A 23,984-nucleotide genomic window follows, 5' to 3' on the forward strand; every position below is an offset into this window, starting at 1 on the left:
TTGCCGGCATTGCTCATTTCTTCGCCTTGTGATATAAAAATTTTCTCGGCAGTTTACATGAATTAGTGTTGATAAGGTACGAGAGACCCTCAGGGGCCTTTTTTTTACGCAAAATATGCAGGTACTGGGAACGCGTGGATTAATCTACTGGTACTATTGGGAAACAGAAATAGTCCGAAAGTATCAATTTCTTATAGAAGACATTATTTCGACAAATTTCCTCTTGAGGGTCTGAGTTTTTATAGATAGAATCCATATAAAACCAAATGTAAAATGATTGTAAACTAAACGTAAATATATTGTAAAAATAGAGCAAGGTTTAACAAATGGCTGCATATGGCAGCAGCTGATGATATTGATGCTGGGCGGTAAAAATATGAAGATCAGAGAATTTATAAGTTTAAGAAAAATACGGGAGTGCAAAAAAGGTCAGGCTATGGTGGAATTTGCGCTGGTTTTGCCTATCTTACTACTATTTCTTGGGTTTATTCTGGATGCCGGACGAATTGTCGATGCGCAAGTATTGGTACAGAGTGCAGCAAATGAGGGAATCCGTCAAGTTACCAGCAAGACAAATATCAATGAACAAGTTAAAAATTCTATTAGTGATTATACAGACAGATTGGATTTCGATCAGTTAACCATTGAGGCCAAAGCTGGAGAAACAAAACGGAAGAATTATACGTATCATGCGAACAAAGGATCTCGATTTCAAGAATTACCAAGCTATTATACATATTTTAACGCGACAGTAACCTTGGAATATGATGTACCGGTGCTCATGCCCCAGTCAAAATTGTTTTTTGGTGATGAATTTAGGGTATTGTCAACATTTACTTCACAGGTGTTTTTAGAGGGGTATCCTGAGGATGGTTAGAGATATCGAACAGATACGTTTGAAGGGAAGGGTGTTCAATTTGATGCGCATGATAAAAAATGAAAATGGACAGGCACTTGTTGAATTTGCCCTGGTACTTCCTTTACTTCTAATGTTAACGTTTGCTGTGATAGATTTAGGGTGGATGATGAATAAGTATCTTACTTTTGATTATGCTTATCGCAATGCGTCTTGGACAATGAGTATAAGCTATGATAGTGATTATTCCCAAACAATCAGTGGAGAATCTGCCAAAAAAGCAATAAAAGAGGCAATGAAAAAGACATCGTCGCTGGTTGATGAGGAAGATTTGTCTGTGAGTGATGCTAAGTTAAAATGTTGGACTGAAAAGAAAGACTACTACACGCCCAAAAGTGGCGGCGGCACGGATCAAAATACAAAAAAATGGAGATATGCGCAGATCACAGCCAGCTTAGTTTATACAGTTGAACCGTTGACTCCGTTAGGAAAAGTGATATTCGGAGAACAGCTGACATTTACGAAAAACCTTGAAAAAAATCGACTGATTATGACAAAAGAAGGTTAGCAAATTAAGCGTGTTGGGTCAGAAAGTAGGTGGCAATATGCCTAGAAGCGTTTGCTTGCCCATGCGTAAACGATTAAAAAACGAAGATGGAAATATCACAATTCTATTTGCTGTCCTGTTAATTGTATTGTTTGGGTTTACAGGACTTGTTGTGGATATTGGCGGGATGTACTTAAATCGTTTACACTTGTTTGAGGTTGGACAAATAATCAGAGATGCGCGTTTTAATGAAACATTGGCGATCGATAATTCGGAAAATCCTGAAGCAACGCTCAATGATATTGCCGACACCTATGCAGTATTAAATGGACTGGATGAAAGCCAGGTAAGCGTAGATTATTATCAGACAAAACTGACGGAAACAGAACGAAATTACGAATTGGATATTAATCTTACAGATACCTATGATTGCGTATTTATAAAAATCTTCGGTATTGATACCCAAACAATTAATGTGACCATACATGGAACCAGTACAGCTGCAAAATCACCCCGAATATGGGCTCCAGGAAGAAAGTAGTCCGAGAATGAAGGGGGCGTCGCAAAACGAATTAAGATAATTCGCTAGCAGCGGCCCTGTTTTTTCGCCATAAAATAGTAACTGTGGGCCCCTAAAGGACCGCAGCTGCTGTATAATTTAGTTGTGGAAAACCGCTTCATCAACTTAAAACAGCTTAAGGATAAAGAAAAAGATATACTGAACTAAAAAAATCTGCTGAATAAAAGCCAGAGATTAGGCTATGCAATATATAACCAGCGTAAGCGGAGCATGGATTGCGCAGCGCGGCTGTTTGCGCCAAGGAGGGCGCAACATGCCGGAAGCGGCTTATATATTGAGTAGCCCTACCTTGTTAGGTTTTATTAAGTCATACATAAAACGATTCATTTAGAAGAAGGAGTATCGCTCCACTACTTTTATGGCAGTTTTGCGACACCCCCTTTTTTCGGCTTAAATCAAAAATCCTGAGATTATTAGAAAAATGAATGATATAATCAGAACATATGAAATCGGGTTAAACATTAGAATAAGAAAGGAACAGGCCAGAGGATGAATCAAAGAGATCCGTACTTCGATAACCTGAAATTCGTGCTGATTGTTTTGGTGGTTGTCGGGCATATCATTGAACCGCTAATCTATATTCCAATCTTCAAATCCATTTATGCGTTCATTTATTCATTTCATATGCCGCTGTTTGTTTTTATTTCCGGCTATTTTGCCAAGAATATTGATGATCCGAAATATGAGATAAAAATTATCAGCAAACTAGTCATACCCTACGTTATTTTTGAAATGATTTATTCCGTCTTGGACTTTTGGATTTTTCATAAGGAAAGTCTGCATTTTACTTTTTTTACACCGTACTGGATGATGTGGTTTTTATTCAGCATGATTATTTGGAAAGCGGCACTGCCTTATGTGGTTAGGATCAGATATGCGCTGCCTGTTACATTTCTTTTCGGCCTTATTGCCGGATATACGGGTGAGCTGGGTTACTACGCGAGTCTGTCGCGGATTGTTGTTTTCTTTCCGTTTTTCCTGGCAGGCTTTTATTTTGAGAAAAAGCATCTGGAAAAGCTGTTGACGAGAAATTGGCGCTTCGCTGCTGTCGGTGTTATGCTGCTGGCTTTTCTGACCTTTTGTTATTTTGGTCAGAATTATACCGTTTCGTGGTTTTATGGGAGCGCATCTTATCAAACGCTTGGCGCTACGGAATGGTATGCGGGGTTTTACCGAGCGGGTATTTACCTGCTGGCTGCAGTTTTAGGTCTAAGCCTGCTGCTGCTGGTGCCTGGCAGGAAGATTCCTCTGGTTTCAGCGTTGGGGCGCAATACGATGTATACGTATCTGCTTCACGGCTTGATCGTGAAGGCCCTTGTTGCATACGGGTTTTATCAGATTTTGCAGACAGGACCGCAGCGAGCGCTGGTAATAATACTTGGGGCAGCGCTGGCAATCGTCCTGGCCCTGAACGGAATCAAAAATTTGTTTAAATGGATGGTTGAACCCAAGGTGTCTTTTCTTTTTAAGGAGAACAGCAAACGAAATATTTGAAGGCGACATATCGGCGAATAGGAGAGAAGCCAAATAATTGGTTAATGAAAATAAATATTTATTGAATTAGAAAATCCCCTTCGGGATACAACTATACGGTTGGTTCTTTGATGTATTAGAAAGTATTCGTACAATCAAGGAGGGGATTAACATAGGAATCAAGCTTGCTGTATTTGATATTGACGGCACCCTGGCAGCAACGGACGATCCGATTCCTGCCCAGGTAGCCTGTAAATTAAGATCGCTGGAACGTCAGGGGATCAGAATTGTTTTTATTTCCGGTCGGACGGCTTCCTATCTGGCGGGATTGGCCAGGGGAATTGGGATCTGTCAACCTTTGGTTGCAGGAGAAAACGGCGGCGTTATTTTTGAGCCGCTGCGTAAATGGGAGAAAAAGCTTGAAGCTATTCCGCACCAGATAGGTGAAGAAATGAAGCAAGACCTTCTAAAAAAATTTCCGGATCTTTGGTTCCAGCCCAATCAGACGATGCTGACTGCCGCACCTAAGGATTTTTCCACGGTTAATTTATTGTATCAGGCAGTACAAGCTCTGGAACCGGTGAAGAGAAATAAGTATAAAATCAATCGATACGATGATTGTGTAGAGGTCATGCCCAAAGAAAACAGCAAGGGTCGGGCCCTTGCTGTGGTCAAAGAGATCCTTGGTATTCGCAGTGAGGAAGTCATTGTATTTGGAAATACGATTGTGGATTTGCCAATGAAAGACGAAACGAACGATTTCCTTATGATCGGGGATGCAGCCGCTGCGGAAGGTATCAGTAGCTACCCCTGTATCGAAGAGGCTCTCGGCTACCTCGAAAGCAATCTATAGTTTACATAGTTTCTAGCATGCAGATTTACGGGCCAATGGCCGAAAAGCAGTATTATAGCCCGCAGATAAGCCCAAACCTATAAGCCAGCTAAGCTTCAAGCCTTCTTTAATATATTGCGGGCAACGTAGATGCCGCTGGCTGCGGACTGGGAAAGGGAACGGGTAATGCCTGCTCCGTCGCCAATCGCATAAAAATTCGAATACTTTGTTTCCAACTGCTTGTTCAGTTGGGGCCTTGCCGAATAAAATTTTACTTCGACACCATAAAGCAGGGTATCGTAGTTTGCCGTTCCGGGTGCGATTTTATCTAGTTTATAGATCATTTCAATAATATTATCAAGATGGCGTTTCGGAAGGGCTAGACCGAGATCGCCGGCGTTTGCGGATTGTAAAGTGGGTTTGGTGAAGGATTTCATCATCCTTTTTTCATTTGTGCGCCGGCCTTTCACAAGATCGCCGAAACGTTGAACGATAACGCCTTCACCGAGCATGTTGGAAAGCGTGGCGATATATTTGCCATACTTTAATGGTTCGTTGAACGGAGAAGTAAATTTATTGCAGACCAGCAGCGCAAAATTCGTATTGTTGCTTTTCAGTTTATCGTCGGAATAGCTGTGACCGTTTACAGTAAGTACGCCGACGGTATTTTCTGTGACGACATGTCCCCGGGGATTCATGCAGAAGGTTTTGACCAGGTCATTGTATTTTCGGGTGTAGTAATGCAGCTTAGCCTCGTAGACTTCATCGGTGATCTGACTGAACACTTCGTAAGGAAGTTCGACTCTGACGCCGAGATCAATTTGGTTGTTTGTCATTGGGATACTCATCTTCCTGCATAGTGAAGTAAACCACTCGCTTCCAACCCGGCCAACTGCGCAGACCAGACAGTCACAGGAATATTCACCGCTGGCTGCGGACAGAATATACCTGTCTTGATCCTGGGAGATATCGGTGATTTCTGTCTTATGTCTGATTTCAACTTTGTCTTTTAAAAAGTTGAAGATATTGGTCATTATTTTAAGATTATTCTCAGTGCCAAGGTGTTTGACTTCGGCCTGGAGAAGATGAAGATCGTTTTGGAGTGCAATTTTTCCGATTTCGCGCGCTTTGGGAGTATGGGTACTGAAACGTTTGGTCGTTGCGCCAAAGTCAACAAGAATGGAATCCATATACTCTATCAGATCCATGACATGGTCATTGGAAATATATTCATTCAGCCAGCCACCAAATTCGGTGGTAAAATTATATTTTCCATCAGAAAAAGAACCGCACCCTCCGAACCCCTCCATGATCGCACAGGTCAGGCAATTGGCACATTTCGCTGATTTGTTTTCAGTCAGGGGGCATTTTCGGTCGCGTATACTGTTTCCTTTTTCAAAAATGCAGATGTTAAGCTTAGGGTTGTGTTTGATCAGTTCATAGGCACACATTATACCGGAGATTCCACCGCCGACAATACCGATATCATAATGCTTCATGATCATAGTCCTCTCATTTCAAATGATTCAACCCATAAAAAGTATAGCATTTGTCTTTTGGAAAAGGAAGTGAATATCGTTTGCCAAGTCCCGGTATGCTCGTCTACTTTGCTTTTATTCTTTTGATTATCATTGCCATTTTTTTTAAGAAAAAACCGGTAATCATTGCTGCCCTTGGACTTCTGGCAGTAGGCGTGCTGGACACCGGCAGCTTCTTTGTGGGGATCCAGGTTGCTTTCCGGGGGTTTCTCCTGACAGCTGCGGATCTGCTTCCGATCATCCTGCTGATTGGATTGGTGGTCGCTATGACCGGCATGCTGAAAGAAACGAAAACGGAAACCATCCTAATCAAATCAATCCTGAAAATTAAAAATGTCGCTTATTTATACTGGCTCGCAGGGGCTATGCTTCTTTCCTTAAGTTTATTTTTATGGCCGACACCTGCAGTTTCCCTGCTAGGGGCTTTGATCCTTCCACTGATTCACCGCAGTCGGATCCCTCCGCTTGGTTTGGCGGTTGGTCTTTGCATTTTTGGCGAAGGAATTGCGCTAGCCGGTGATTACGTAATTCAGGGTGCGCCCGGTCTTACCGCCAGGTCAGCAGGCGTCGCTCTGGAGCAGGTCTTACGGCAGTCTCTGCCGCTCGTATGCGGAAGCGGAATCATCGCTTCGTTAATCGGCTTTCAGGTAATGACGGTTCAGCAAAAGAAAAGCATTCCTGCGTACGTGGTGGCAGACAACAGGGAACGGCTGGACGGGCAGAAGGGGGAGGAGCAGCAAAATGAGCAAGAACAAGAAGAACAAGAAAAACAAGAAGAACTTGATGTACTTCCGCCGATAAAGCAAAACCATCAGAGTCAGAAAAGAAAAAGAACGATCCTGGCTCTGACGGCAGCTGCGGTTTACTTGCTGGCAGTAATCTGGCTGGTCTATGGCAAACTGCGGGGAGACAGTGCCGTAGCGGTTATCGGCGGCGTAACGCTCCTTGTGCTGATTATTGGCACGGTTTTGACTGATTATAAGACATCTTTTAATACTTTTGGGCGGCATATCCAGACCGGAATGAAGTTTTCGATGGAGGTATTTGCCCCGATCGTTGTAATATCAGGTTTCTTCCTCCTCGGGACGCATTCCGGTTATGAAAATGTCCTGCTGCACCAAGGGGCGGGCTATCTGGAACAGCTGGCCGATAAGTTATCTGGTATCGTGGTGCTTAATAAGTATTCCTGTGCTTTGCTGGTCATGCTTACAGCGGTATTGGGGGCAATGAGCGGATCAGGTTTCGCTGCTCTGCCGTTAGCCGGCGGGATTGCAGCGGCTCTCGGACAGGCGGCAGGAATTTCAGCCATTCCGTTGGCCGTTCTGGGGCAGGTTACGGCGATCTGGACAGACGCTGCAGTGATTCCATGGGGATTTCCGGCTATTGTCAGTGCGGTCACCCAAACGGAAGCCGCACAGATTGTCCGGCTGAATATGCTGCCCTGGCTGGCTGCACTTTGTTTCAGCCTCATATGGACCTTATTCAGTTATTGAAGCAATAAGGTTGTATTTGTATTTTATTCGATAAAGAAGGAGAATTTTGTATGATTGTAGAACTACATTCAGAGCAATGATAGTCATTTTTAATAGGCGGGAGGATATCGGAAAATGAAGTCTTCGGCAGAAATTCGGGGTTTGAAAATCATCAGCATCAATGAAGGAAAGCAAATCAACACTGTCAAAGACATCATCATCAATTCTGAGGATGGGAGTTTGGCTTTCTTTGTCATCGACCAGCCGTCAGATTATTTTGGTGCAAGATTAATCGCTTACGCCGATATCCTGGGGCTGGGGGATTATGCATTAATTATCAATGACAGCACCGTTGTTCAGGATGTTGCGCATAACGACCTTGCCGTGGAACTTTTGAAAAAAGATGTTAAGGTCGTTAGTTCTCAGGTTCTGACGACCCGGGGGTGCCTGATAGGCCAGGTGAAGGAAATACTGTTCGATGAAACAACCGGAACGATTTCGGCCTGTGAGGTCGTTGATCCGCAAGGGAAATGCAGCGAATTTAAATGTGATCACGTGATCACGTACGGCAAGGAGATCATTCTAATTGATGACAATCCTTCTGCAGGAAAACAAGCCAAAGAACAGATCAAGCCGGAACGGAACAAGGCTTTAGAGTCATCCGAGCCATCGAGCGGTAAGGAGAGCCCGGCCTTGAGTGAAAAAGAGCTTCTGAAGAAGAAAATCGAACAATTTGGCAAGAGTGAAAGTTTATTGAAGACAGCTGAAAATAACGGGACAATTATATATCCGGAGGATTTTAATGTCTTTGAGCAGCGCCAGCTTCAGTTCCTGCTCGGAAAAACGCTGAATAATGACATTCAGCTTGAGAACGGTACAGTATTAAAAGCAGGAGAGCAAATGACGGGTGAGAATCTGTCCGGGGTGAAAAACCGCAGCACATTAATGCAGTTGACAGCTCATGTTGTAAAATAGGGTGGAAATAAAATGAATGCTACGAATTATGCACTGATTTGCGCCGTGCTCTTAACGGTCATATTCTGCTCTGCCGGGATATATCTGCTTGTACTGCTACGTTCAGCACGCCGGACTATGCAAGTAATGGACAGTGCATTCAACACGGTCCGGGATACTGCTGCCAAAGCTGAAGAATTTATCGGGGAGGCGCAGGAAACCTTAAACGTCATTAATGCGAAATTGCCTGAGATGGTGGAAAATCTGGCCGCTTCTGCAGCCAATATCCAATCGGTCAGTGAAACGGCCAGAGTTCAGCTTGTTGATGAAAATGAACCGGGACAACAAAAAAAAACGGGCAGATTTATGTTCAAAGGGTATTCGTTCTGGAAAAAGCTGAAGAATCACTGATACTTAAGATCTATCATTTTATTCAGGAAGAATTGATACTAGGAAGCGCTGGTAAATGCCGGACAGCAGTCTTTCAAAGGACAGACCGGGCATTCCGGCTTCCGGGCATGGCAAAGTCTGCGACCGTGAAAAATCAAACGGTGATGGGTATCAATCCATAGTTCCATAGGGATAAGAGCGGTAAGCTCTTTTTCTACTTTAGAAGGGTCTTTTTCCCGGGACAGGCCGAGCCGATTGGCAACCCTCAGCACATGGGTATCCACAGGCAAAGCGGGAATGCTATAGGCGTTTGCTAAGACTACTCCGGCTGTTTTACGGCCAACCCCCGGCATTTTTATGAGGTCATCCAGATTCGCGGGGACATCTCCGTGATGTTCTTCAATGAGCAGCTTGCAGGTTTGCAAAATGTTTTTGGCTTTGGTGCGGAAGAGTCCGATCGGGCGAATGATCTCTTCAAACTCGCGGGAAGTGATCTCCAACATCTTTTTGGGTGTGGGGCAGCGTTCGAAAAGTACAGCTGTTACTTTGTTGACCTTTTGGTCTGTTGTCTGGGCACTGAGAATCGTTGCGACAAGAAGTTCAAAGGGGTTGCGGAAATTTAGCTCACAGTGTGCTTCCGGATAGGTTTGTTCTAAAATACGAAGAATGCGGTTCATTTTACAATCACGCATCATAAGTCTGTTGGGTTGCATCATTTTCTCCTTGGATGATTTGTTATGGCTATTCACGATAGATACTGCCACCGATAAATTCCCGGAGGATTGAATTTAAGGGGATGTTGGTTGTGTCCATCGGTTCGAAAAACGACAGAAGATTTAGCAAACGAATTGAAGTATCGTAAAACTTATTTGTTTCCTGAATTTTTTCAAGAAGGGGCTCGGCAAAGGAACGTAGAGCGTTCATTTCAAAGAGCAGGCTGGAATTAAACATGATATCAGCTTCTTCCTGGTAGCGAAAAACGCTGGTATTTTCCCCGCGTCTGACACTTGGCCACTGATTCAGAGTCCGCTCAGGACCAAAGCCCCTGAATTTATCGTCGCGTACAATTCGTCTGATCAGTCTCGCCTCAGTTGTCGGGACGCGGTTGTGGCGGTCGATATTCAGCAGGAAAAGCGCACTGATATAGATTTTAAAGAAGGAATTTCTGTTAATGGTGAGTAAACCTGGGTTTAGGGCATGAAGGCCTTCGACCAGCAGGATATTGTCCGAGTCGAGACGGATATCATTTCCGTCCGGATTTCTCTTTCCGGTGAAAAAGTTAAATACCGGCGTCTGGACCGTTTCTCCCATAATCAGCTTATCCAGATGTTCATTGAGCAGTGCAAGGTCCAGGGAATATAGGGTATCAAAATCCAGCTGTCCGGAAGCATCACGCGGAATGTTTTCCCGATTCAGGTAATAATTGTCCAGAGATAAGGAAATCGGTTTCAGGCCGTTAACGATCAGCTGAGTCGAGAGACGCTGGGTAAAGGTCGTCTTTCCTGATGAGGATGGTCCTGAAATCAGCACGATCCTGACATTTTTATTTTCATTGGTTATGATATCCGCAATATCCGCAATCTTTTTCTCCTGGAGAGCTTCAGCAATATTAATGAGATCGATGGAGCGGCCGTTTCTAATATAGGAATTCACGTCCTTGACCTCAGACAGATCCAGGATTTCAAGCCAGCGTTGCGTTTCCACGTAGGTTGCTGAAAGTTTTTTGGGAAGAACAAAGTCTGCCAAATAACCGGATTCATCGGAAAAATCCAGGATAAATCCCGGCTGAAAAGGAATAAGCCGGAAATCCTTGATGACAGAAGTATCCTCGAAGGCGGAATAAATCGATTTAATAATGGTTTCATCCAATTTATAGATATGAAAACTCTCGTCTTTCCCTAAAAATTCAATGAAATTTTTATGACTAGCCCAGTTCTTTAGTGTTGTTTCAATCAATCTGACTTCTCTGGGAGAAACCAGGGAGCCGGAAAATTCACAATAAACGCCGTCAAGAATGGAATATGGAATCTTCAGTATTTCTTCGGGGAACAGTTCCTGGATCACCTTGATTAAGCCAAGCAGCAAAGTCTGTCTGTATTTGCGGGTGAAATTATCTTTCATCGTATTTCGCCTTGCTTTCTGGTTGATTTGAGGAATGTTAAGCCATATGAGTCATTTTATCCAGTGCATCAGTCGCTTATCCAATATATTCTTGCTCAGGCGTAAAATACCTTGTCTTGTGTTCAAAATAATACAGGATAATCCTTGATAGTTAAGCAGGATTCTATTATAGTTATATTGTTTTTACGTGTCTTTTCATATAAAATCAAGTAAAATATCAATTATTGATGATTGAAATATTGCACAGTGATTATTGGAGGAGAAAAAATGTATCTTAGTACCCGCGGCAACATTGATGCTCAGACCTCTGCCCAGGCGATTGCTCTAGGAATGGTACCTCAGGGAGGACTATTTGTTCCTCAGGAGATCCCCTGCGTGGATTGGAAACAATATGCCAACTGCAGTTACGCCGAGCTTGCGCTGCAAATTATGAAGCTGTATTGCGGAGATCTACCGGCAGGAACGCTGGAAGAAGCAGTCAAAGTATACGGAGACGGACGTTTTGATACGTCAAACCCCGCACCGCTTGTTGAAGTCGGCGGCTGCGGGATGCTGGAACTCTGGCACGGCCCGACCACTGCTTTTAAGGATATGGCCCTGCAGGTGCTGCCTTATCTGCTTACTGCAAGTATTAAAGAACTTGGGCTTGATGTGGAAGTTCTGATTCTTACGGCGACTTCCGGAGATACCGGCAAGGCCGCCTTGGACGGATTTAAGGATGTTCCGGGTACACGGATTGTGGCTTTTTATCCCGACGGCGGCGTCAGTGCTGTGCAGGAACGCCAGATGGTTACAACAGGCGGAGGAAATACTTTCGTTGTGGCGATCAACGGAAATTTTGACGAGTGCCAGACTGCAGTTAAAAAGATTTTTTCATCTGAAGAACTGCGCCAAAAGCTGAATGCCAACCATATGGTTTTTTCCTCAGCGAATTCCATCAACTGGGGAAGACTGCTGCCGCAGATCATTTATTATTTCTGGGCCTATCTCGAGGCAGTAAGACTCGGAAAAATTGCTGCGGAAGAGAAAATCAACATCGTGGTCCCCACGGGTAATTTTGGCAATATTCTGGCCGCTTATTATGCTAAAAGAATGGGACTGCCACTGGGCAAGCTGATTTGTGCATCAAATAAAAACAATGTGCTTACGGACTTCTTCACTGCCGGAACTTATGAGAGCAACCGTCCGTTTTATCTGACTTCGTCACCTTCAATGGACATCCTTATTTCCAGCAATTTTGAGCGTTTTTTGTTTGAAGTATCCGGAAGGGATGCCGGCAAGATCAGTAGCTGGTTCCAACGTCTCTCCAGCGAAGGGAAGTTCAGTGCGGATCCGGATACTTTGACTGCCTGTAGGGAGAATATGACCGCTGGCTGGACGGATGAAGAAGGTGTTTTCGAAACCATTAAAAAAGTGTATGAAGAAGACAACTATCTGCTGGACCCGCATACGGCTGTCGCGATGAAGGTTTACAACGATTATCGAGAAAATAGCGGGGACAAAACGTTTACTGTCCTGACTTCAACGGCGAGTCCTTTCAAGTTTGCTCAAAGCGTGCTGACAGCAATTGCCGGTGACAGGTACAGAGAATGCGACCCCTGGGAAGCGTTGACCAGGCTCAGCGCTTTGACGGACTGGGATATCCCTTCCGGGCTGCAGGGTTTAAGAGAGAAGTCTGCCCAGAAGGTATACCGGTGCCAGCCGGAGGAAATTACGGCTTATCTGGAAAGGAAATTTCTCAAGGACTAGCACCTATGTTGGACATATTTGGATTGGCACTTGCATTTGAAAATATCATCAAGTAAAATAATTAATTGGAAGGATGGGGAACCTTCCTGGGAGAAAAGGTGGACGAGGTGGCTGAAACAGGCAGTGGAACGTACGCTGCCTGTTTCACTTATTAATCTATAAGCAGGAATGAATGAGGAATGAATGATCAGATGAGAAGCAGGATATTTAAAGACACATCAAGATAACAAAGAAATCTGGAGATACCGGCGAAGGCCGGTATTTTGCATTTAACCCTTAAATACGGGCAATTGGCTCCAAAGCAGACGATTCGGGCAGTCGGTTATGATATGATACAAATATAAAATTATAGTTGGGTCGGTAAGGAGGAAAAACGAGATGTCCAAAGAGATTACCCTAAGTTCAGAAAATAAACACGTCTTTCAGAGTTCAGCGGAGTTCAGGGAAGATGCCCTCATTTCCGACCCGGGCATTTATCAAAAGGCAGAAGACAGACTGGCTTTTTGGGAAGAGAGGGCTTCAACGCTTAGTTGGTTCAAAAAATGGGATACTGTTCTGGAGTGGAATCCGCCATTTGCCAAATGGTTTAACGGCGGTAAACTCAATGCGTCCTACAATTGTTTGGATCGGCATTTAGCCGGGCCCCGGGCGGATAAAAATGCCATCGTTTTTGAGGGTGAAAATGGTGATACAGAATCGTTCACCTATAAAGAGCTGCATCATGAAGTCGGCAAATTCGCCAGCGCACTCCGATCCCTCGGTGTGAAAAAGGGGGATGTTGTCACAATTTATATGCCGATGATTCCGGAAGCAGTCATTGCCATGCTGGCGTGCTCCAGAATCGGAGCGCCTCACAGTGTGGTTTTTGGCGGATTCAGCGCTGAGGCCATTCGGGACAGAATCAATGATGCTAAATCTAAGATTGTGATTACGGCTGATGCCGGCTATCGCCGCGGAAAGGTTCTTCCGTTAAAAGAAAATGTTGATGAGGCGCTGAAAGGTGTCGCGGAAATTGACAAAGTCGTGGTGGTCAGACGGGTGGGCCTTGATAACGTTGTACAGGGAGAAAGAGATGTCTGGTATCATGAACTGATGAAGGATGCTGCAGCCGATTGTCCGGCTGAAGAAATGGATGCGGAAGATATTTTGTTCATCCTATATACGAGCGGCACCACCGGAAAGCCTAAAGGCGTCGTGCATACGACCGGAGGTTACCTGACAGGTGTTTCGACTACTCATCAGTACATTTTTGATCTGAAGGAAAACGATATTTACTGGTGTACAGCGGATATCGGCTGGATCACAGGCCACAGCTATCTAGTATATGGCCCGCTGGCCAACGGTGCGACGGTATTCCTTTTTGAAGGGACGCCTGACTATCCTGCGAAGGACAGATACTGGGAGCTGATTGAAAAGTACGGGATAACCATTTTGTATACCGCGCCTACGGCAATCAGGACCTTTATGAAATGGGGAGAAAGCTATCCCCAGAAAAGAAACCTGACCAGTCTAAGACTTCTCGGGACAGTTGGAGAACCGATCAATCCTGAAGCCTGGTTATGGTATCACAAGCATATCGGCGGAGAAAGATGCCCGATCGTTGATACCTGGTGGCAGACTGAAACAGGAATGATTATGATTTCAGCTCTGCCAGGAGTAACCGACATGAAGCCTGGCTCCTGTTCTGTGCCTTTCCCGGGTGTCAAAGCCGAAATATTGAACAGATCCGGACAGCCGGTTCAAAACGGAGAGGTTGGATTCGTGGCGATCACGGAACCATGGCCGGCAATGCTCAGAACGGTTTATGGCGATGACAAACGCTATAAGGATACCTACTGGGGAACATGGCCAGGCAGATACTTTGCCGGGGACGGAGCCAAAGTCGATGAAGACGGTTATTTCTGGATTATCGGCAGAGTCGATGATGTCATCAATGTTTCTGGGCATCGAATCGGTACAGCAGAAGTTGAAAGCGCTCTTGTTGAGCATCCGGCTGTGGCTGAGGCTGCCTGCATCGGTAAAAGCCATGAAGTGAAAGGGCAGGCAATCGCAGCTTTCGTCACCCTCCGCGAAGGGGTTGCAGCCAGGGAAGATCTGGTGAACGAACTTAAGAATCATGTTGCCGCTAAAATCGGGGCAATCGCCAGACCTGATGAAATTCATCTTACGGAAGAATTGCCGAAAACCCGCAGCGGAAAAATTATCCGCAGAATTTTGAGGGACATCGCTGAAGGGCGGGCAATCGGTGATACGACGACCCTTGCCGATGCCTCAGCAGTTGAAGCACTGCAGCAGATTGGGAAGCAGTAAGAGCGCAGGTATTAAGATTAAGCATTACGAGCAGGTACAAATGTTCCGGCTAAAATAAGCAAGAGCACTGCTGCTGTCATAAACAGTCAGAAGTGCTCTTTGCTTTGTATGCCTTATGAACATCCATTGCTTTCTTAATTAGACTGTTGCTTGTCATGTCATAGATCTCTGTTTCTTGATATACAACATTATTTTAGGACCGTCATTTGCATAATAATTTCGAAAAGCAGGAATGATTAATATCAGTATTCTCTTAGTAAAGGAGCACGTTTAATGGCTGTAAAATTCATTCCGATGGTCTATACATTTATTTTTGCATTAATTATGTTTGCGGTTGTTCCAAGAGCAGAAATTCGGAGATTATCGATCTACGCAATCATATTTGGAGCTATATTTGATGTTATTGCGGCGACCACCGGTTATTTGACCGGGATGTTCGGGTATATTGACTACCAGGAGTTTGGGGTAATGAAATTGCATTTTTTTGCTCCGATTTCCTGGGCAATATATTATGTTTTATACTTCTACTTTTTGCCTGAAAAAAATATTTACCGCTATATTTATGTCTTATCCGGGATATTTTACAGTGTGATGTTTTCTCAAGTAATCGGTAAACTGGGCATTTTAAATCCGGGTCCACAGCTGCTCTACCCCATCATTCTTTTTTGCATCTGGTTTCCATTGGCCACTTGGGGCTATTTAAAACTTGTTGATTGGGACAAAAAACGAAGCGCTAAAGTAAAAGATACTTGATTCTAAATTCAACCTTATTGAGATTATAAATATATATCAAATAAATAGACGTATATAAACCATGGGAAATTTAAAGTATAATGAAGCTAATGAGATGAATCACAGTAGTACATGCCAGGCCTAAATCTTATATTATTATTTTAGGGGCTGACACGGTACGCGTATGGGAGTTGGGGGATAGTGGGACTAGAGATTGAACGCAAGTACCTTGTTCATCAGCATCTTCTGCCGGAACTGAAGGAAGGGGAACGGATGATTCAAGGTTATCTTTCAGAAAAACCGTCGGTCAGGTTCAGAATCAAGGGAAATCAAATGATGTTGACAATCAAGGATTATTATACGAAAAACAGGCGGTTTGAGTTGGAGACTCCGGCCAAGGAAGTAACGGAGGAAGAGGTTCGGAAGCTTATGTCCCTGGCAATAAGCCCGCCGATCATTAAGACGAGATATACAGTGAAGAGCGGTCAGGGGATAATCTGGGAGATTGATGTTTATGAAGAGGAAAATACCGGCTTGATTACGGTGGATGCAGAGATTCCGCAGGAAGATTATCCGCTTGAATTTCCGGAATGGGTTGCCGGTGACTGTGAAATTACTGGAGAGAAGCGTTACACGAATCTTAATCTTGGCAGGAAGCCTTTTGCAACGTGGGCAGAATAAGCCGAATAAAAAGATACCAGCCTGTCGTTTACACAGACTGGTATTCTTGTTATTAAGGGCAAACAATTAGTAATAATTTACTCAATAAAATTAGTAATTTTTTCTTTTACTGTGTATAATATTTGGAAGATCAATTTTATGGAGGGATCAGTTTGTCAGAAACCTTACGTTCAAGGGAAGAAATCCCACAGGAATATAAATGGAGACTCGAAGATATTTTTGCCAGTGATCAGGACTGGGAGACAATGTTTAGCGAAACAGAAAAGATGATCGGGCTTTTCGCAAAATATCAGGGACAACTTGCCGGCGGTGCGGACATTTTTGTTGAATGTATGGAATGGGCGGACCGTTTCGGCCAGAATCTGGAAGAACTGTTTACGTACGCCCGGATGAGAAGGGATGAAGATAACCGGATTTCTCGTTATCAGGGGATGACAGACAGGGCGACAATGCTTTCGGTACAGGCTGGAAGTGCCTTGTCATTTATTGTTCCGGAAATCCTGGCCATTCCGGATGAACGCTTAAGTGAGATCCGTTCGGACGTGAGACTGCAGGTTTATCATCATTACCTGGAAAATATCCTGAGACAAAAACAGCATGTCTTAAGCCTGGCTGAGGAAAAGATCCTGGCTGAAACCAGCGAACTGGCTTCAGCACCAAGCACGATTTTCAGTATGGCCAACGATGCGGATCTGAAAATCGGCCCGATTGAAGATGAAGAAGGCCGGGAAATTGAGCTGACCAAGGGGAATTTTATCCGGTATATGGAAAGCAAAGACCGTAGGGTCAGACAGGATGCGTTTACAACGCTTTATGCGGCTTACGGCAAACAAATCAATTCCTGGGCGGCAATGCTCGGAGCGAGTGTCAAGGCCGATGTTTTTTATGCAAGGGTCAGACACTACGATTCTGCGATTCAAGGAACCCTGGACGACGACAAAGTGCCGCTTTCCGTTTATGACGCGCTGATACAGACAGTTCATGATTATTTGCCGCAGTTTCAACGGTATATTCAGCTGCGCAAAAAAGTCCTCGGCGTTGCTGAGCTGCATATGTATGATATTTATGTTCCTTTTGTCCCTGAAATGGATGCGCATATTCCGTTTGAGGAAGCGAAGTCCATTGTACGCGAAGGGCTGAAACCTTTGGGAGAAGAGTATCTGGAGATTCTGGACGAAGGGTTCCGTTCCGGTTGGATTGATATCTATGAAAACATCGGCAAAACAAGCGGAGGCTACTCCTGGGGCACGTACAGCTCCCATCCTTATGTTTTGCTGAATCATCAGAATACGCTGGATTCCCTGTTTACCCTGGCCCATGAAATGGGGCATTCCCTGCACACGTATTTATCGAATAAAAACCAGACCCATCTTTATGCAGGATATAAAATATTTGTGGCCGAGGTTGCTTCCACACTGAATGAATCACTGGTAATGCGTCATATGATCAATGCCTCAAGTGACAATAAAATGAAGGCCTATCTAATCAATCATTATCTGGAACAATTCAGGGGGACCGTGTTCAGGCAGACCATGTTTGCAGAGTTTGAAAAGGAAATCCATGCTGCAGCTGAACGGAATGAATCCCTCACGGCAGACTACCTGTCCAAAATTTACCGGGACCTGAACCTGAAATATTTTGGGCCCGACATTGTCTTGGATGAACAGATCAATATAGAATGGACACGCATCCCGCATTTTTATAATGCTTTCTATGTTTATAAATATGCGACAGGATTTTCAGCAGCGACGGCTCTCGCTCAGCAAATCGTGCGGGAAGGGGAACCTGCTGTACAGCGGTATCTGGCGTTTTTGTCCAGCGGAGGCTCAGATTATCCGATCGAACTCCTGCGCAAAGCCGGAGTCGATATGGAAAAACCGGAACCGGTCAAGCAGGCACTGGATGTTTTTGTGGAGCTGCTCGATCAGCTGGAAAAACTTGTCGGCGAATAATGGAGGTAAAAAAGTGAGTAGTCCATGCAGTAGTTGTTCAACAGCTTCAACCTGCTCCGGCAGCTGCTCCTCAGTTCCGGAACTTACTGAAGCTCAAAAATTAAGTAATATTAAAAATGTTGTCGCAGTCATGAGCGGCAAGGGTGGAGTCGGAAAATCCTCTGTAACGAGCATGCTTGCAGTAAGCCTGATGCGTCAGGGCTATAAAGTCGGTATTCTCGATGCGGATATCACAGGACCCAGCATCCCGAAGGTTTTTGGTCTCAAAGACAAAGCAAGTGCGGCTGAAAAGGGGATTCTGCCGGTCGAATCCATGAGTGGCATCAAGATCGTTTCTCTGAATCTTATGCTCGAAAATGAGGATGATCCTGTCATTTGGAGAGGTCCGGTCATTTCCCAACTGGTGAAACAGTTCTGGACGGATGTGGTCTGGGGAGAACTTGATTACCTGCTGATTGACCTGCCTCCTGGAACCGGCGATGTGCCGATCTCCGTATTGCAGTCTATTCCGGTGGATGGTTTGGTTATTGTCACAAGTCCTCAGCAGCTCGCAAACATGGTTGTTCGCAAAGCCATAAAAATGGCCACCATGTATAAAGCTACTTTTTATGGACTTGTTGAAAATATGGCTTATATTGAATGCCCGGACTGCAACAAGCGCATTGAGATATTCGGCAAACCGGCTGGAGAGAAGGAAGCTGCGGCGAATGAAATCCCTTATCTCGGCCAATTGCCGATTGATCCAAGACTGACGGCGCTTTCCGATGCCGGGCAAGTTGAAGAATATCAGTCGGCGCTGTTTGATGTAATTGCTCAAAAAGTTGCTGCCTGCAGCAAGGAAAAAAGTCCGAAAGAGACAGCATAAGTACGCAAGCAAGACTGCACAATCAGGTCCTGAAAAGGGGCCTGATTTTCTTCCTGAAACAGTCTGACTTTTAGAACAAATATGTGTATAATAAAGCGGAGGAGGTGCTAAGATGAACGAAGTTTCTACCATTCGAGATATTAGGCTGGCTGCTGACGGACAACGAAAAATAGACTGGGTAAAACAGTACATGCCGGTGTTGAATTCACTTCGGGATCAATATATTCAAGAGCGCCCGTTTGCAGGGAAAAAAATTGTCATCTGCCTTCATTTGGAAGCAAAAACCGCATATCTGGCCTTGACAATTCAGGCGGGAGGCGGGGAAGTTGCTGTGGTCGCCAGTAATCCGCTCTCTACGCAGGATGATGTGGTTGCGGCTCTGGTCGAAAACGGCATCAGGGCTCATGCCTGGCACGGTGCGACAGATGAGGAGTATAAAATGCATATCAACAAGGCCCTGGATTTTGGGCCTGATTATATCATTGATGACGGTGGGGATCTTGTTTCAACAATTCATACCTGCCGGCGGGAACTGATTGGCCAGGTTAGAGGCGGAGCGGAGGAGACCACAACAGGTATTCTCAGATTAAAAGCCATGTCCAGGGAAGGAAAGCTTGAATTTCCGATGATGGCCGTCAATGATGCCAGAAGCAAGTATTTATTTGACAACCGATACGGAACGGGTCAATCCGTCTGGGATGCAATTCTGCGGACAACCAATCTGGTCGTTGCAGGAAAAACGGTTTGTATCGTTGGTTATGGATGGTGCGGCAAAGGTGTGGCATTAAGAGCCAGAGGGCTTGGGGCGAAAATCATTATCTGTGAAGTCGACCCGGTTAAAGCCAATGAGGCCTGGATGGACGGATACGAGGTCATGCCGATGAAGGAAGCCGCTTCTATGGCAGATTACTTTATTACCGTGACTGGCAATAAAAATGTCATTACAAAAGATCATTTTGCACGGATGAAGAATGGTGCGATCCTGGCGAACGCCGGTCATTTTGATGTGGAAATCTCCAAGCAGGACCTGAGTCTTCTGGCTGTTTCCAAAAGAAAGGTCCGCCCCAACACTGAAGAATTTACCCTTGAAGACGGGAGAAAAATCTTCTTGCTTGCTGAAGGCAGACTGGTGAATTTAGCTGCAGGAGACGGCCACCCGGTGGAAGTAATGGATATGTCTTTTGCGCTGCAGGCTTTGGCCCTCGAATACCTGGTAAAAAACCAGGGGCTCGAGAACAAAGTTTTTAATGTTCCGGAACAACTGGACAACAGGGTTGCGCTGATGAAGCTTCATTCACTTGGACTGCAAATTGACAGCCTGACATCGGATCAGGCGGAATACCTAGCAGGGTGGGTAAATGAATAAAGAGGAATGGACCAACATTACCCATACGATCCAGACTTCGAAAGGGGAACTGCTGATATCCGGGGTGACATCTCCGGATATCTTGGAAAAGCTTGAAATTGACCAGCAATTAAAAGCTTTCCGTCCTGCTGCCAAACAAAAAAAAGCCATTGTTGAGATCAGCTGTCTTCCACAGGGAAAAGTCGTCTCAGCCCAAATCAAGGGGTTGCTGGTCGGCTATATTACGTTTCATCCGCCGGATGAATTTGAACGGTGGTCATCCGGACAAGACAAGGTTCTGGAGCTCGGAGCGATTGAAGTGTCTCCGCGCTACCGCAATTATGGTGTAGCCCGCAGGATGCTGGAAGCTGCTTTCGGTGACGAAAAAATGGAAGACTATATTGTGATTGCAACAGAATATTACTGGCACTGGGATTTGGATGGAACAAACCTGCCGATTTGGGAATACAGGGAAATGATGCGCCGTCTGATGGCGCATACGGATCTGCTTATTAAAGAAACGGACGATGAGGAAATCACATCTCATCCAGCCAATATGCTGATGGTTCGCTATGGGAAAAATATCACAAAAAAAATGATATATAATTTTGATCGGCTTTTATTTTTGAACGGCAAATAATGGTATGATTTTTGGTCGTCAATATAGACTGTTTTGGCCGAATTTAGCCAAAAATAATCAACTGACGGAAATAGATGATCCTTTAATCGACGAACGTTCAGTTATCTGCGATATGAATTCGCTTTATAGTACATCCGGCTTTTGCAAAGAATACGGATTATGTATAAAATGATATGGAAGCTATATGTATAAAATGATGTGGAAGCTAATAGAAATAAACTAGTGAAAACGAATTATATTTTAGTTTCAGATGGGTAAGGTTCCTTTGGATCATGGAGCGTTATTCTAGTGCATGAAACGGTCATTCGAGGGCGGGCCTAAGAATCCGCTAAGGGCATACCGATGAAGTTCCTGGTGGTGGCTTGGGACGCCCAGTCGTGGGCTGCTGCTGGGAGTTAAGGACAGAGGGGGATCCGCAATGGCATGTGGGCGCTACCCTTTATCCGTGGAGGCCCAGGTACGTGGTTTGAAATATAGCTACGGCTTGGGGATGAACCTGCATTAGGAAGGAACTTAGTGCAGTGTAGCCTGCCTTGAGGTGGAAAAGTTGGAAAGGCGATGATTGGTTAACTGGTGTTGGCAAACATCCGTTATACCTGCCGGAAATTCTTTTCTGCAAAAGAGGCTAGGGTGACCGGGAGTGTTAAGGAAAACTTCTAGAGCGTTTTATCGGGAAGGATTGAAGTGCGGACTAAGTGGCGATCAAGTTCTGAAAAATGGCAACATTTCAGACCAGGGGGAAGGGGAAACCGCCCTTGCAGGAAACCAAAGGGATCCTGGTGGGAAAACCTACTTGACCTATGCCGCAACATTTACTTCTCTATACCCTACAATCCAACGGACTTACCATCAATAAGTGGTATGTAAGATAAGGTTCTGTGTTGCTGGGATACCCCCCTAAATAAGAGTAACTCTAAACCTATAAGATGCTGTTAATAGTTTTATACTATTGGCAGTATCTTTTTGTAAATCTAGGGTTTACGCCGTGTCCCCAACCGCTTTTCGGCTATTGCGCCATTCATGGCGCTTTAATTAAAATATTTATATTAAAAAATATTTTGGAAATCAAAATTTTTCTTGAGTAAAATGTTTTATAAAAGTATAATTAAGAATAATAAGAATTTACAAAATTATGATAATTAAAATGACGATCATTCGAGTAGCCGATTTACACTTCTTCTCAAGAATTATAAAATTTCTTTTAGAAAGTGAGTAGCATTTTTGCATACATATTTGGCTGTTGAAAAGAGGAATTTAATAAATTCATTAAAAAATAGACTCATATATGAACAGTTACTAAATAAAGTTTCTTTTATTACTCTTGAAAATAGTGATATAGACGATTGCATAAAAAAAAGTCTTCAAGTTCTTGGAGAAACTCTATTAGTTAGTCGAGCCTATTTATTACCTTATCAACAAACAAATATAAATAATCATTTCGTATGGATTTCGCCCGGTATCGCACACGAAAAAAATATTCTACAGGATATATCAGAATATTTTACACCTTGGTTATTAAATCAAGTGAAAAATAATAAAATAATATGTTTTTCAGACATTGAAGATATACCCGATCAGATGACAAAAAAAATAATACTTAACCAAAGAATAAAATCTCTTTTTATTATCCCGTTATTTGTTAAAAATATATACTACGGTTGTTTAGGTTTTGATGATTGGGGAAATTATCGCGAATGGCTGGAAGTTGATGTTAATTTTCTCCAATCTATTGCTAGAATTCTTTGTTTAGCTATTGCAAATGATTTGGCGAAAAAAAGCATGAATTTTGAACGTATTCAGTACTGTACTATGTTTGATGGCATTAATGCGGGAATTTACGTTTCGGATATAGAAAACTACAAAATACTTTATGCAAATAAATTTATTAAAGATATTTATGGCAGAGAACCGATAGGAGAGCTATGCTATAAGGTCTTGCATAATAAGGATTATCCATGTATTTTTTGTACAAATCAAATTATAAAAGAAACCAAGGACAAACCATATATCTGGGAACACTATAATACTTTTGTAAATAAATATTTTGAAATTACCAATATGATAATCCGTTGGATGGACGGCAGGGATGTTCGCTTTGAATATATGTGTGAAATGTCAAAGTATAAGCAAGTGCAAACAGAATTGTTAATGGAAAAGGAAGCATTTAAGTTATCGGAAACAAAACTAAAAAAAAGCAATGAGAAATTACAAATCCTTTCACAATCTACAATTACAGCATTGAGTGAACTGCTAGAACAAAAGGACTCATATACTGCTTCTCATCAAACGAATGTTGCTAACTTGTCTTGTGCTATAGCCAAAGAAATGAAATTACCGGAGGAACAAATTAAAGGAATAAAAGTAGCTGCACTACTACATGATATTGGAAAGATAGCTATACCTTTAGATATACTTAATAAACCTCGTAATTTAACAGATAATGAATTTAATTTAATCAAAGAGCATGTTCAGAATGGTTTTGAAGTTATTAAGACCTTAGACTTTTCCTGGCCAATTGCTAAAATAATTTTACAGCATCATGAAAGAATGAATGGCTCTGGGTACCCAAATGGTTTACAAAATAATGAAATACTTATAGAAGCAAAGATATTAGCTGTTGCAGATACGATAGATGCGATGTCTTCTCATAGACCTTATAGACCTGCCCGTGGTTTAGGAGAAGCAATGGCTGAAGTATTAAAACATAATAATGTTTTATATGATAGTGAAGTAGTCAAAGCTTGTTTGTCAGTACTTATGAAAGAGAATAAAAAAAATAAAGTTATAACTCAAGAACTTTTTCAATATGCCTCTAATTATAACGAAATTAATAAAATAAACAAAAATATCGTATGTTATAATATCTAAGAAACTTAGACCTTAAGAAGATATGTTATTGGACAGAAAAATTCCCCATATTTGACACAGAGCCTAAAAAAGGAGTTTT

The 23,984-nt window shown here is 43.4% G+C and carries 20 protein-coding genes; 17 read left to right on the top strand and 3 right to left on the bottom strand.

The annotated features are described in order from the left end of the window. The first annotated feature begins 376 nt into the window (after positions 1-376). The 5 genes from AAH944_RS05585 (at position 377) to AAH944_RS05605 (ending at position 4,309) form a co-directional block, all read left to right on the top strand. The gene (locus tag AAH944_RS05585) at positions 377-877 is read left to right on the top strand and encodes a TadE/TadG family type IV pilus assembly protein (protein ID WP_415537161.1); all 501 of its coding nucleotides are present in this window, start codon (positions 377-379) and stop codon (positions 875-877) included. Next, positions 870-1,424: a TadE/TadG family type IV pilus assembly protein gene (locus tag AAH944_RS05590; RefSeq protein WP_415537163.1), complete on the top strand. Its 555-nt coding sequence runs from the start codon at positions 870-872 to the stop codon at positions 1,422-1,424. The genes AAH944_RS05585 and AAH944_RS05590 overlap by 8 nt, the downstream gene beginning before the upstream one ends. A gap of 13 nt (positions 1,425-1,437) precedes the next feature. After that, the gene (locus tag AAH944_RS05595) at positions 1,438-1,944 is read left to right on the top strand and encodes a pilus assembly protein TadG-related protein (protein ID WP_415537165.1); all 507 of its coding nucleotides are present in this window, start codon (positions 1,438-1,440) and stop codon (positions 1,942-1,944) included. A 528-nt stretch (positions 1,945-2,472) separates the two neighbouring features. Next, positions 2,473-3,477, top strand: coding sequence for an acyltransferase family protein (locus AAH944_RS05600; RefSeq protein ID WP_415537167.1), 1,005 nt, complete (start codon positions 2,473-2,475; stop codon positions 3,475-3,477). A 157-nt stretch (positions 3,478-3,634) separates the two neighbouring features. After that, positions 3,635-4,309 (top strand): HAD family hydrolase, encoded by a 675-nt coding sequence (locus AAH944_RS05605; RefSeq protein WP_415537795.1) that lies wholly within the window; start codon positions 3,635-3,637, stop codon positions 4,307-4,309. 95 nt (positions 4,310-4,404) lie between these two features. Here AAH944_RS05605 and AAH944_RS05610 read toward each other — a convergent pair whose 3' ends face one another. Then, positions 4,405-5,793 carry an NAD(P)/FAD-dependent oxidoreductase gene (locus tag AAH944_RS05610; protein ID WP_415537169.1) on the bottom strand — a complete coding sequence of 463 codons (1,389 nt, stop codon included), beginning with the start codon at positions 5,791-5,793 and terminating at the stop codon, positions 4,405-4,407. Between the two features lie 74 nt (positions 5,794-5,867). Between AAH944_RS05610 and AAH944_RS05615 the strand changes: the two genes are divergently transcribed. The 3 genes from AAH944_RS05615 to AAH944_RS05625 all read left to right on the top strand — a co-directional run bounded on the left by AAH944_RS05615 (position 5,868) and on the right by AAH944_RS05625 (position 8,663). Then, positions 5,868-7,319, top strand: coding sequence for a hypothetical protein (locus AAH944_RS05615; protein WP_415537170.1), 1,452 nt, complete (start codon positions 5,868-5,870; stop codon positions 7,317-7,319). A 114-nt stretch (positions 7,320-7,433) separates the two neighbouring features. Next, positions 7,434-8,273: a PRC-barrel domain-containing protein gene (locus tag AAH944_RS05620; protein WP_415537172.1), complete on the top strand. Its 840-nt coding sequence runs from the start codon at positions 7,434-7,436 to the stop codon at positions 8,271-8,273. 12 nt (positions 8,274-8,285) lie between these two features. Next, the gene (locus AAH944_RS05625; RefSeq protein WP_415537174.1) at positions 8,286-8,663 is read left to right on the top strand and encodes a hypothetical protein; all 378 of its coding nucleotides are present in this window, start codon (positions 8,286-8,288) and stop codon (positions 8,661-8,663) included. Positions 8,664-8,701: 38 nt separating this feature from the next. On the opposite strand, the gene nth is transcribed toward AAH944_RS05625, so the two are convergent. Then, positions 8,702-9,355, bottom strand: a complete 654-nt coding sequence (gene nth / locus AAH944_RS05630; protein WP_415537176.1) for an endonuclease III — start codon at positions 9,353-9,355, stop codon at positions 8,702-8,704. 28 nt (positions 9,356-9,383) lie between these two features. After that, on the bottom strand, positions 9,384-10,763 hold the full coding sequence (locus tag AAH944_RS05635) for a nucleoside kinase (RefSeq protein WP_415537178.1): 1,380 nt from the start codon (positions 10,761-10,763) through the stop codon (positions 9,384-9,386). 267 nt (positions 10,764-11,030) lie between these two features. On the opposite strand from AAH944_RS05635, the gene thrC reads away from it, so the two are divergent. The 9 genes from thrC (at position 11,031) to AAH944_RS05680 (ending at position 23,905) form a co-directional block, all read left to right on the top strand. Further along, the gene (thrC, locus tag AAH944_RS05640) at positions 11,031-12,512 is read left to right on the top strand and encodes a threonine synthase (protein WP_415537180.1); all 1,482 of its coding nucleotides are present in this window, start codon (positions 11,031-11,033) and stop codon (positions 12,510-12,512) included. A gap of 378 nt (positions 12,513-12,890) precedes the next feature. Continuing rightward, complete coding sequence (gene acs, locus AAH944_RS05645) at positions 12,891-14,822, top strand: acetate--CoA ligase (protein WP_415537182.1); 1,932 nt, start codon at positions 12,891-12,893, stop codon at positions 14,820-14,822. A gap of 273 nt (positions 14,823-15,095) precedes the next feature. Next, entirely contained in the window at positions 15,096-15,575 is a 480-nt protein-coding gene (locus AAH944_RS05650) for a hypothetical protein (RefSeq protein WP_415537184.1), read from the top strand. Between the two features lie 180 nt (positions 15,576-15,755). Beyond that, complete coding sequence (locus AAH944_RS05655) at positions 15,756-16,235, top strand: adenylate cyclase (protein WP_415537186.1); 480 nt, start codon at positions 15,756-15,758, stop codon at positions 16,233-16,235. A gap of 152 nt (positions 16,236-16,387) precedes the next feature. Then, positions 16,388-18,187, top strand: a complete 1,800-nt coding sequence (gene pepF / locus AAH944_RS05660; protein WP_415537188.1) for an oligoendopeptidase F — start codon at positions 16,388-16,390, stop codon at positions 18,185-18,187. Between the two features lie 13 nt (positions 18,188-18,200). Next, positions 18,201-19,052 carry an Mrp/NBP35 family ATP-binding protein gene (locus AAH944_RS05665; RefSeq protein ID WP_415537189.1) on the top strand — a complete coding sequence of 284 codons (852 nt, stop codon included), beginning with the start codon at positions 18,201-18,203 and terminating at the stop codon, positions 19,050-19,052. 112 nt (positions 19,053-19,164) lie between these two features. Beyond that, positions 19,165-20,418: an adenosylhomocysteinase gene (locus AAH944_RS05670; protein WP_415537191.1), complete on the top strand. Its 1,254-nt coding sequence runs from the start codon at positions 19,165-19,167 to the stop codon at positions 20,416-20,418. Further along, the gene (locus AAH944_RS05675) at positions 20,411-21,037 is read left to right on the top strand and encodes a GNAT family N-acetyltransferase (RefSeq protein WP_415537193.1); all 627 of its coding nucleotides are present in this window, start codon (positions 20,411-20,413) and stop codon (positions 21,035-21,037) included. Before AAH944_RS05670 ends, AAH944_RS05675 begins: the two co-directional genes overlap by 8 nt. Positions 21,038-22,270: 1,233 nt before the next feature. After that, positions 22,271-23,905: an HD domain-containing phosphohydrolase gene (locus AAH944_RS05680; protein ID WP_415537195.1), complete on the top strand. Its 1,635-nt coding sequence runs from the start codon at positions 22,271-22,273 to the stop codon at positions 23,903-23,905. The last annotated feature ends 79 nt before the right edge of the window (positions 23,906-23,984 follow it).

Source organism: Dehalobacter sp. CP, from assembly GCF_047652685.1.
GTDB lineage: Bacteria > Bacillota > Desulfitobacteriia > Desulfitobacteriales > Syntrophobotulaceae > Dehalobacter.

Coding starts and splice junctions, on each gene's coding strand:
- AAH944_RS05585 (WP_415537161.1), top strand. CDS start 377: ATGAAGATCAGAGAATTTATAAGTTTAAGAAAAATACGGGAGTGCAAA.
- AAH944_RS05590 (WP_415537163.1), top strand. CDS start 870: ATGGTTAGAGATATCGAACAGATACGTTTGAAGGGAAGGGTGTTCAAT.
- AAH944_RS05600 (WP_415537167.1), top strand. CDS start 2,473: ATGAATCAAAGAGATCCGTACTTCGATAACCTGAAATTCGTGCTGATT.
- AAH944_RS05610 (WP_415537169.1), bottom strand. CDS start 5,793: ATGATCATGAAGCATTATGATATCGGTATTGTCGGCGGTGGAATCTCC.
- AAH944_RS05620 (WP_415537172.1), top strand. CDS start 7,434: ATGAAGTCTTCGGCAGAAATTCGGGGTTTGAAAATCATCAGCATCAAT.
- AAH944_RS05625 (WP_415537174.1), top strand. CDS start 8,286: ATGAATGCTACGAATTATGCACTGATTTGCGCCGTGCTCTTAACGGTC.
- nth (WP_415537176.1), bottom strand. CDS start 9,355: ATGCAACCCAACAGACTTATGATGCGTGATTGTAAAATGAACCGCATT.
- AAH944_RS05635 (WP_415537178.1), bottom strand. CDS start 10,763: ATGAAAGATAATTTCACCCGCAAATACAGACAGACTTTGCTGCTTGGC.
- thrC (WP_415537180.1), top strand. CDS start 11,031: ATGTATCTTAGTACCCGCGGCAACATTGATGCTCAGACCTCTGCCCAG.
- acs (WP_415537182.1), top strand. CDS start 12,891: ATGTCCAAAGAGATTACCCTAAGTTCAGAAAATAAACACGTCTTTCAG.
- AAH944_RS05650 (WP_415537184.1), top strand. CDS start 15,096: ATGGCTGTAAAATTCATTCCGATGGTCTATACATTTATTTTTGCATTA.
- AAH944_RS05670 (WP_415537191.1), top strand. CDS start 19,165: ATGAACGAAGTTTCTACCATTCGAGATATTAGGCTGGCTGCTGACGGA.
- AAH944_RS05675 (WP_415537193.1), top strand. CDS start 20,411: ATGAATAAAGAGGAATGGACCAACATTACCCATACGATCCAGACTTCG.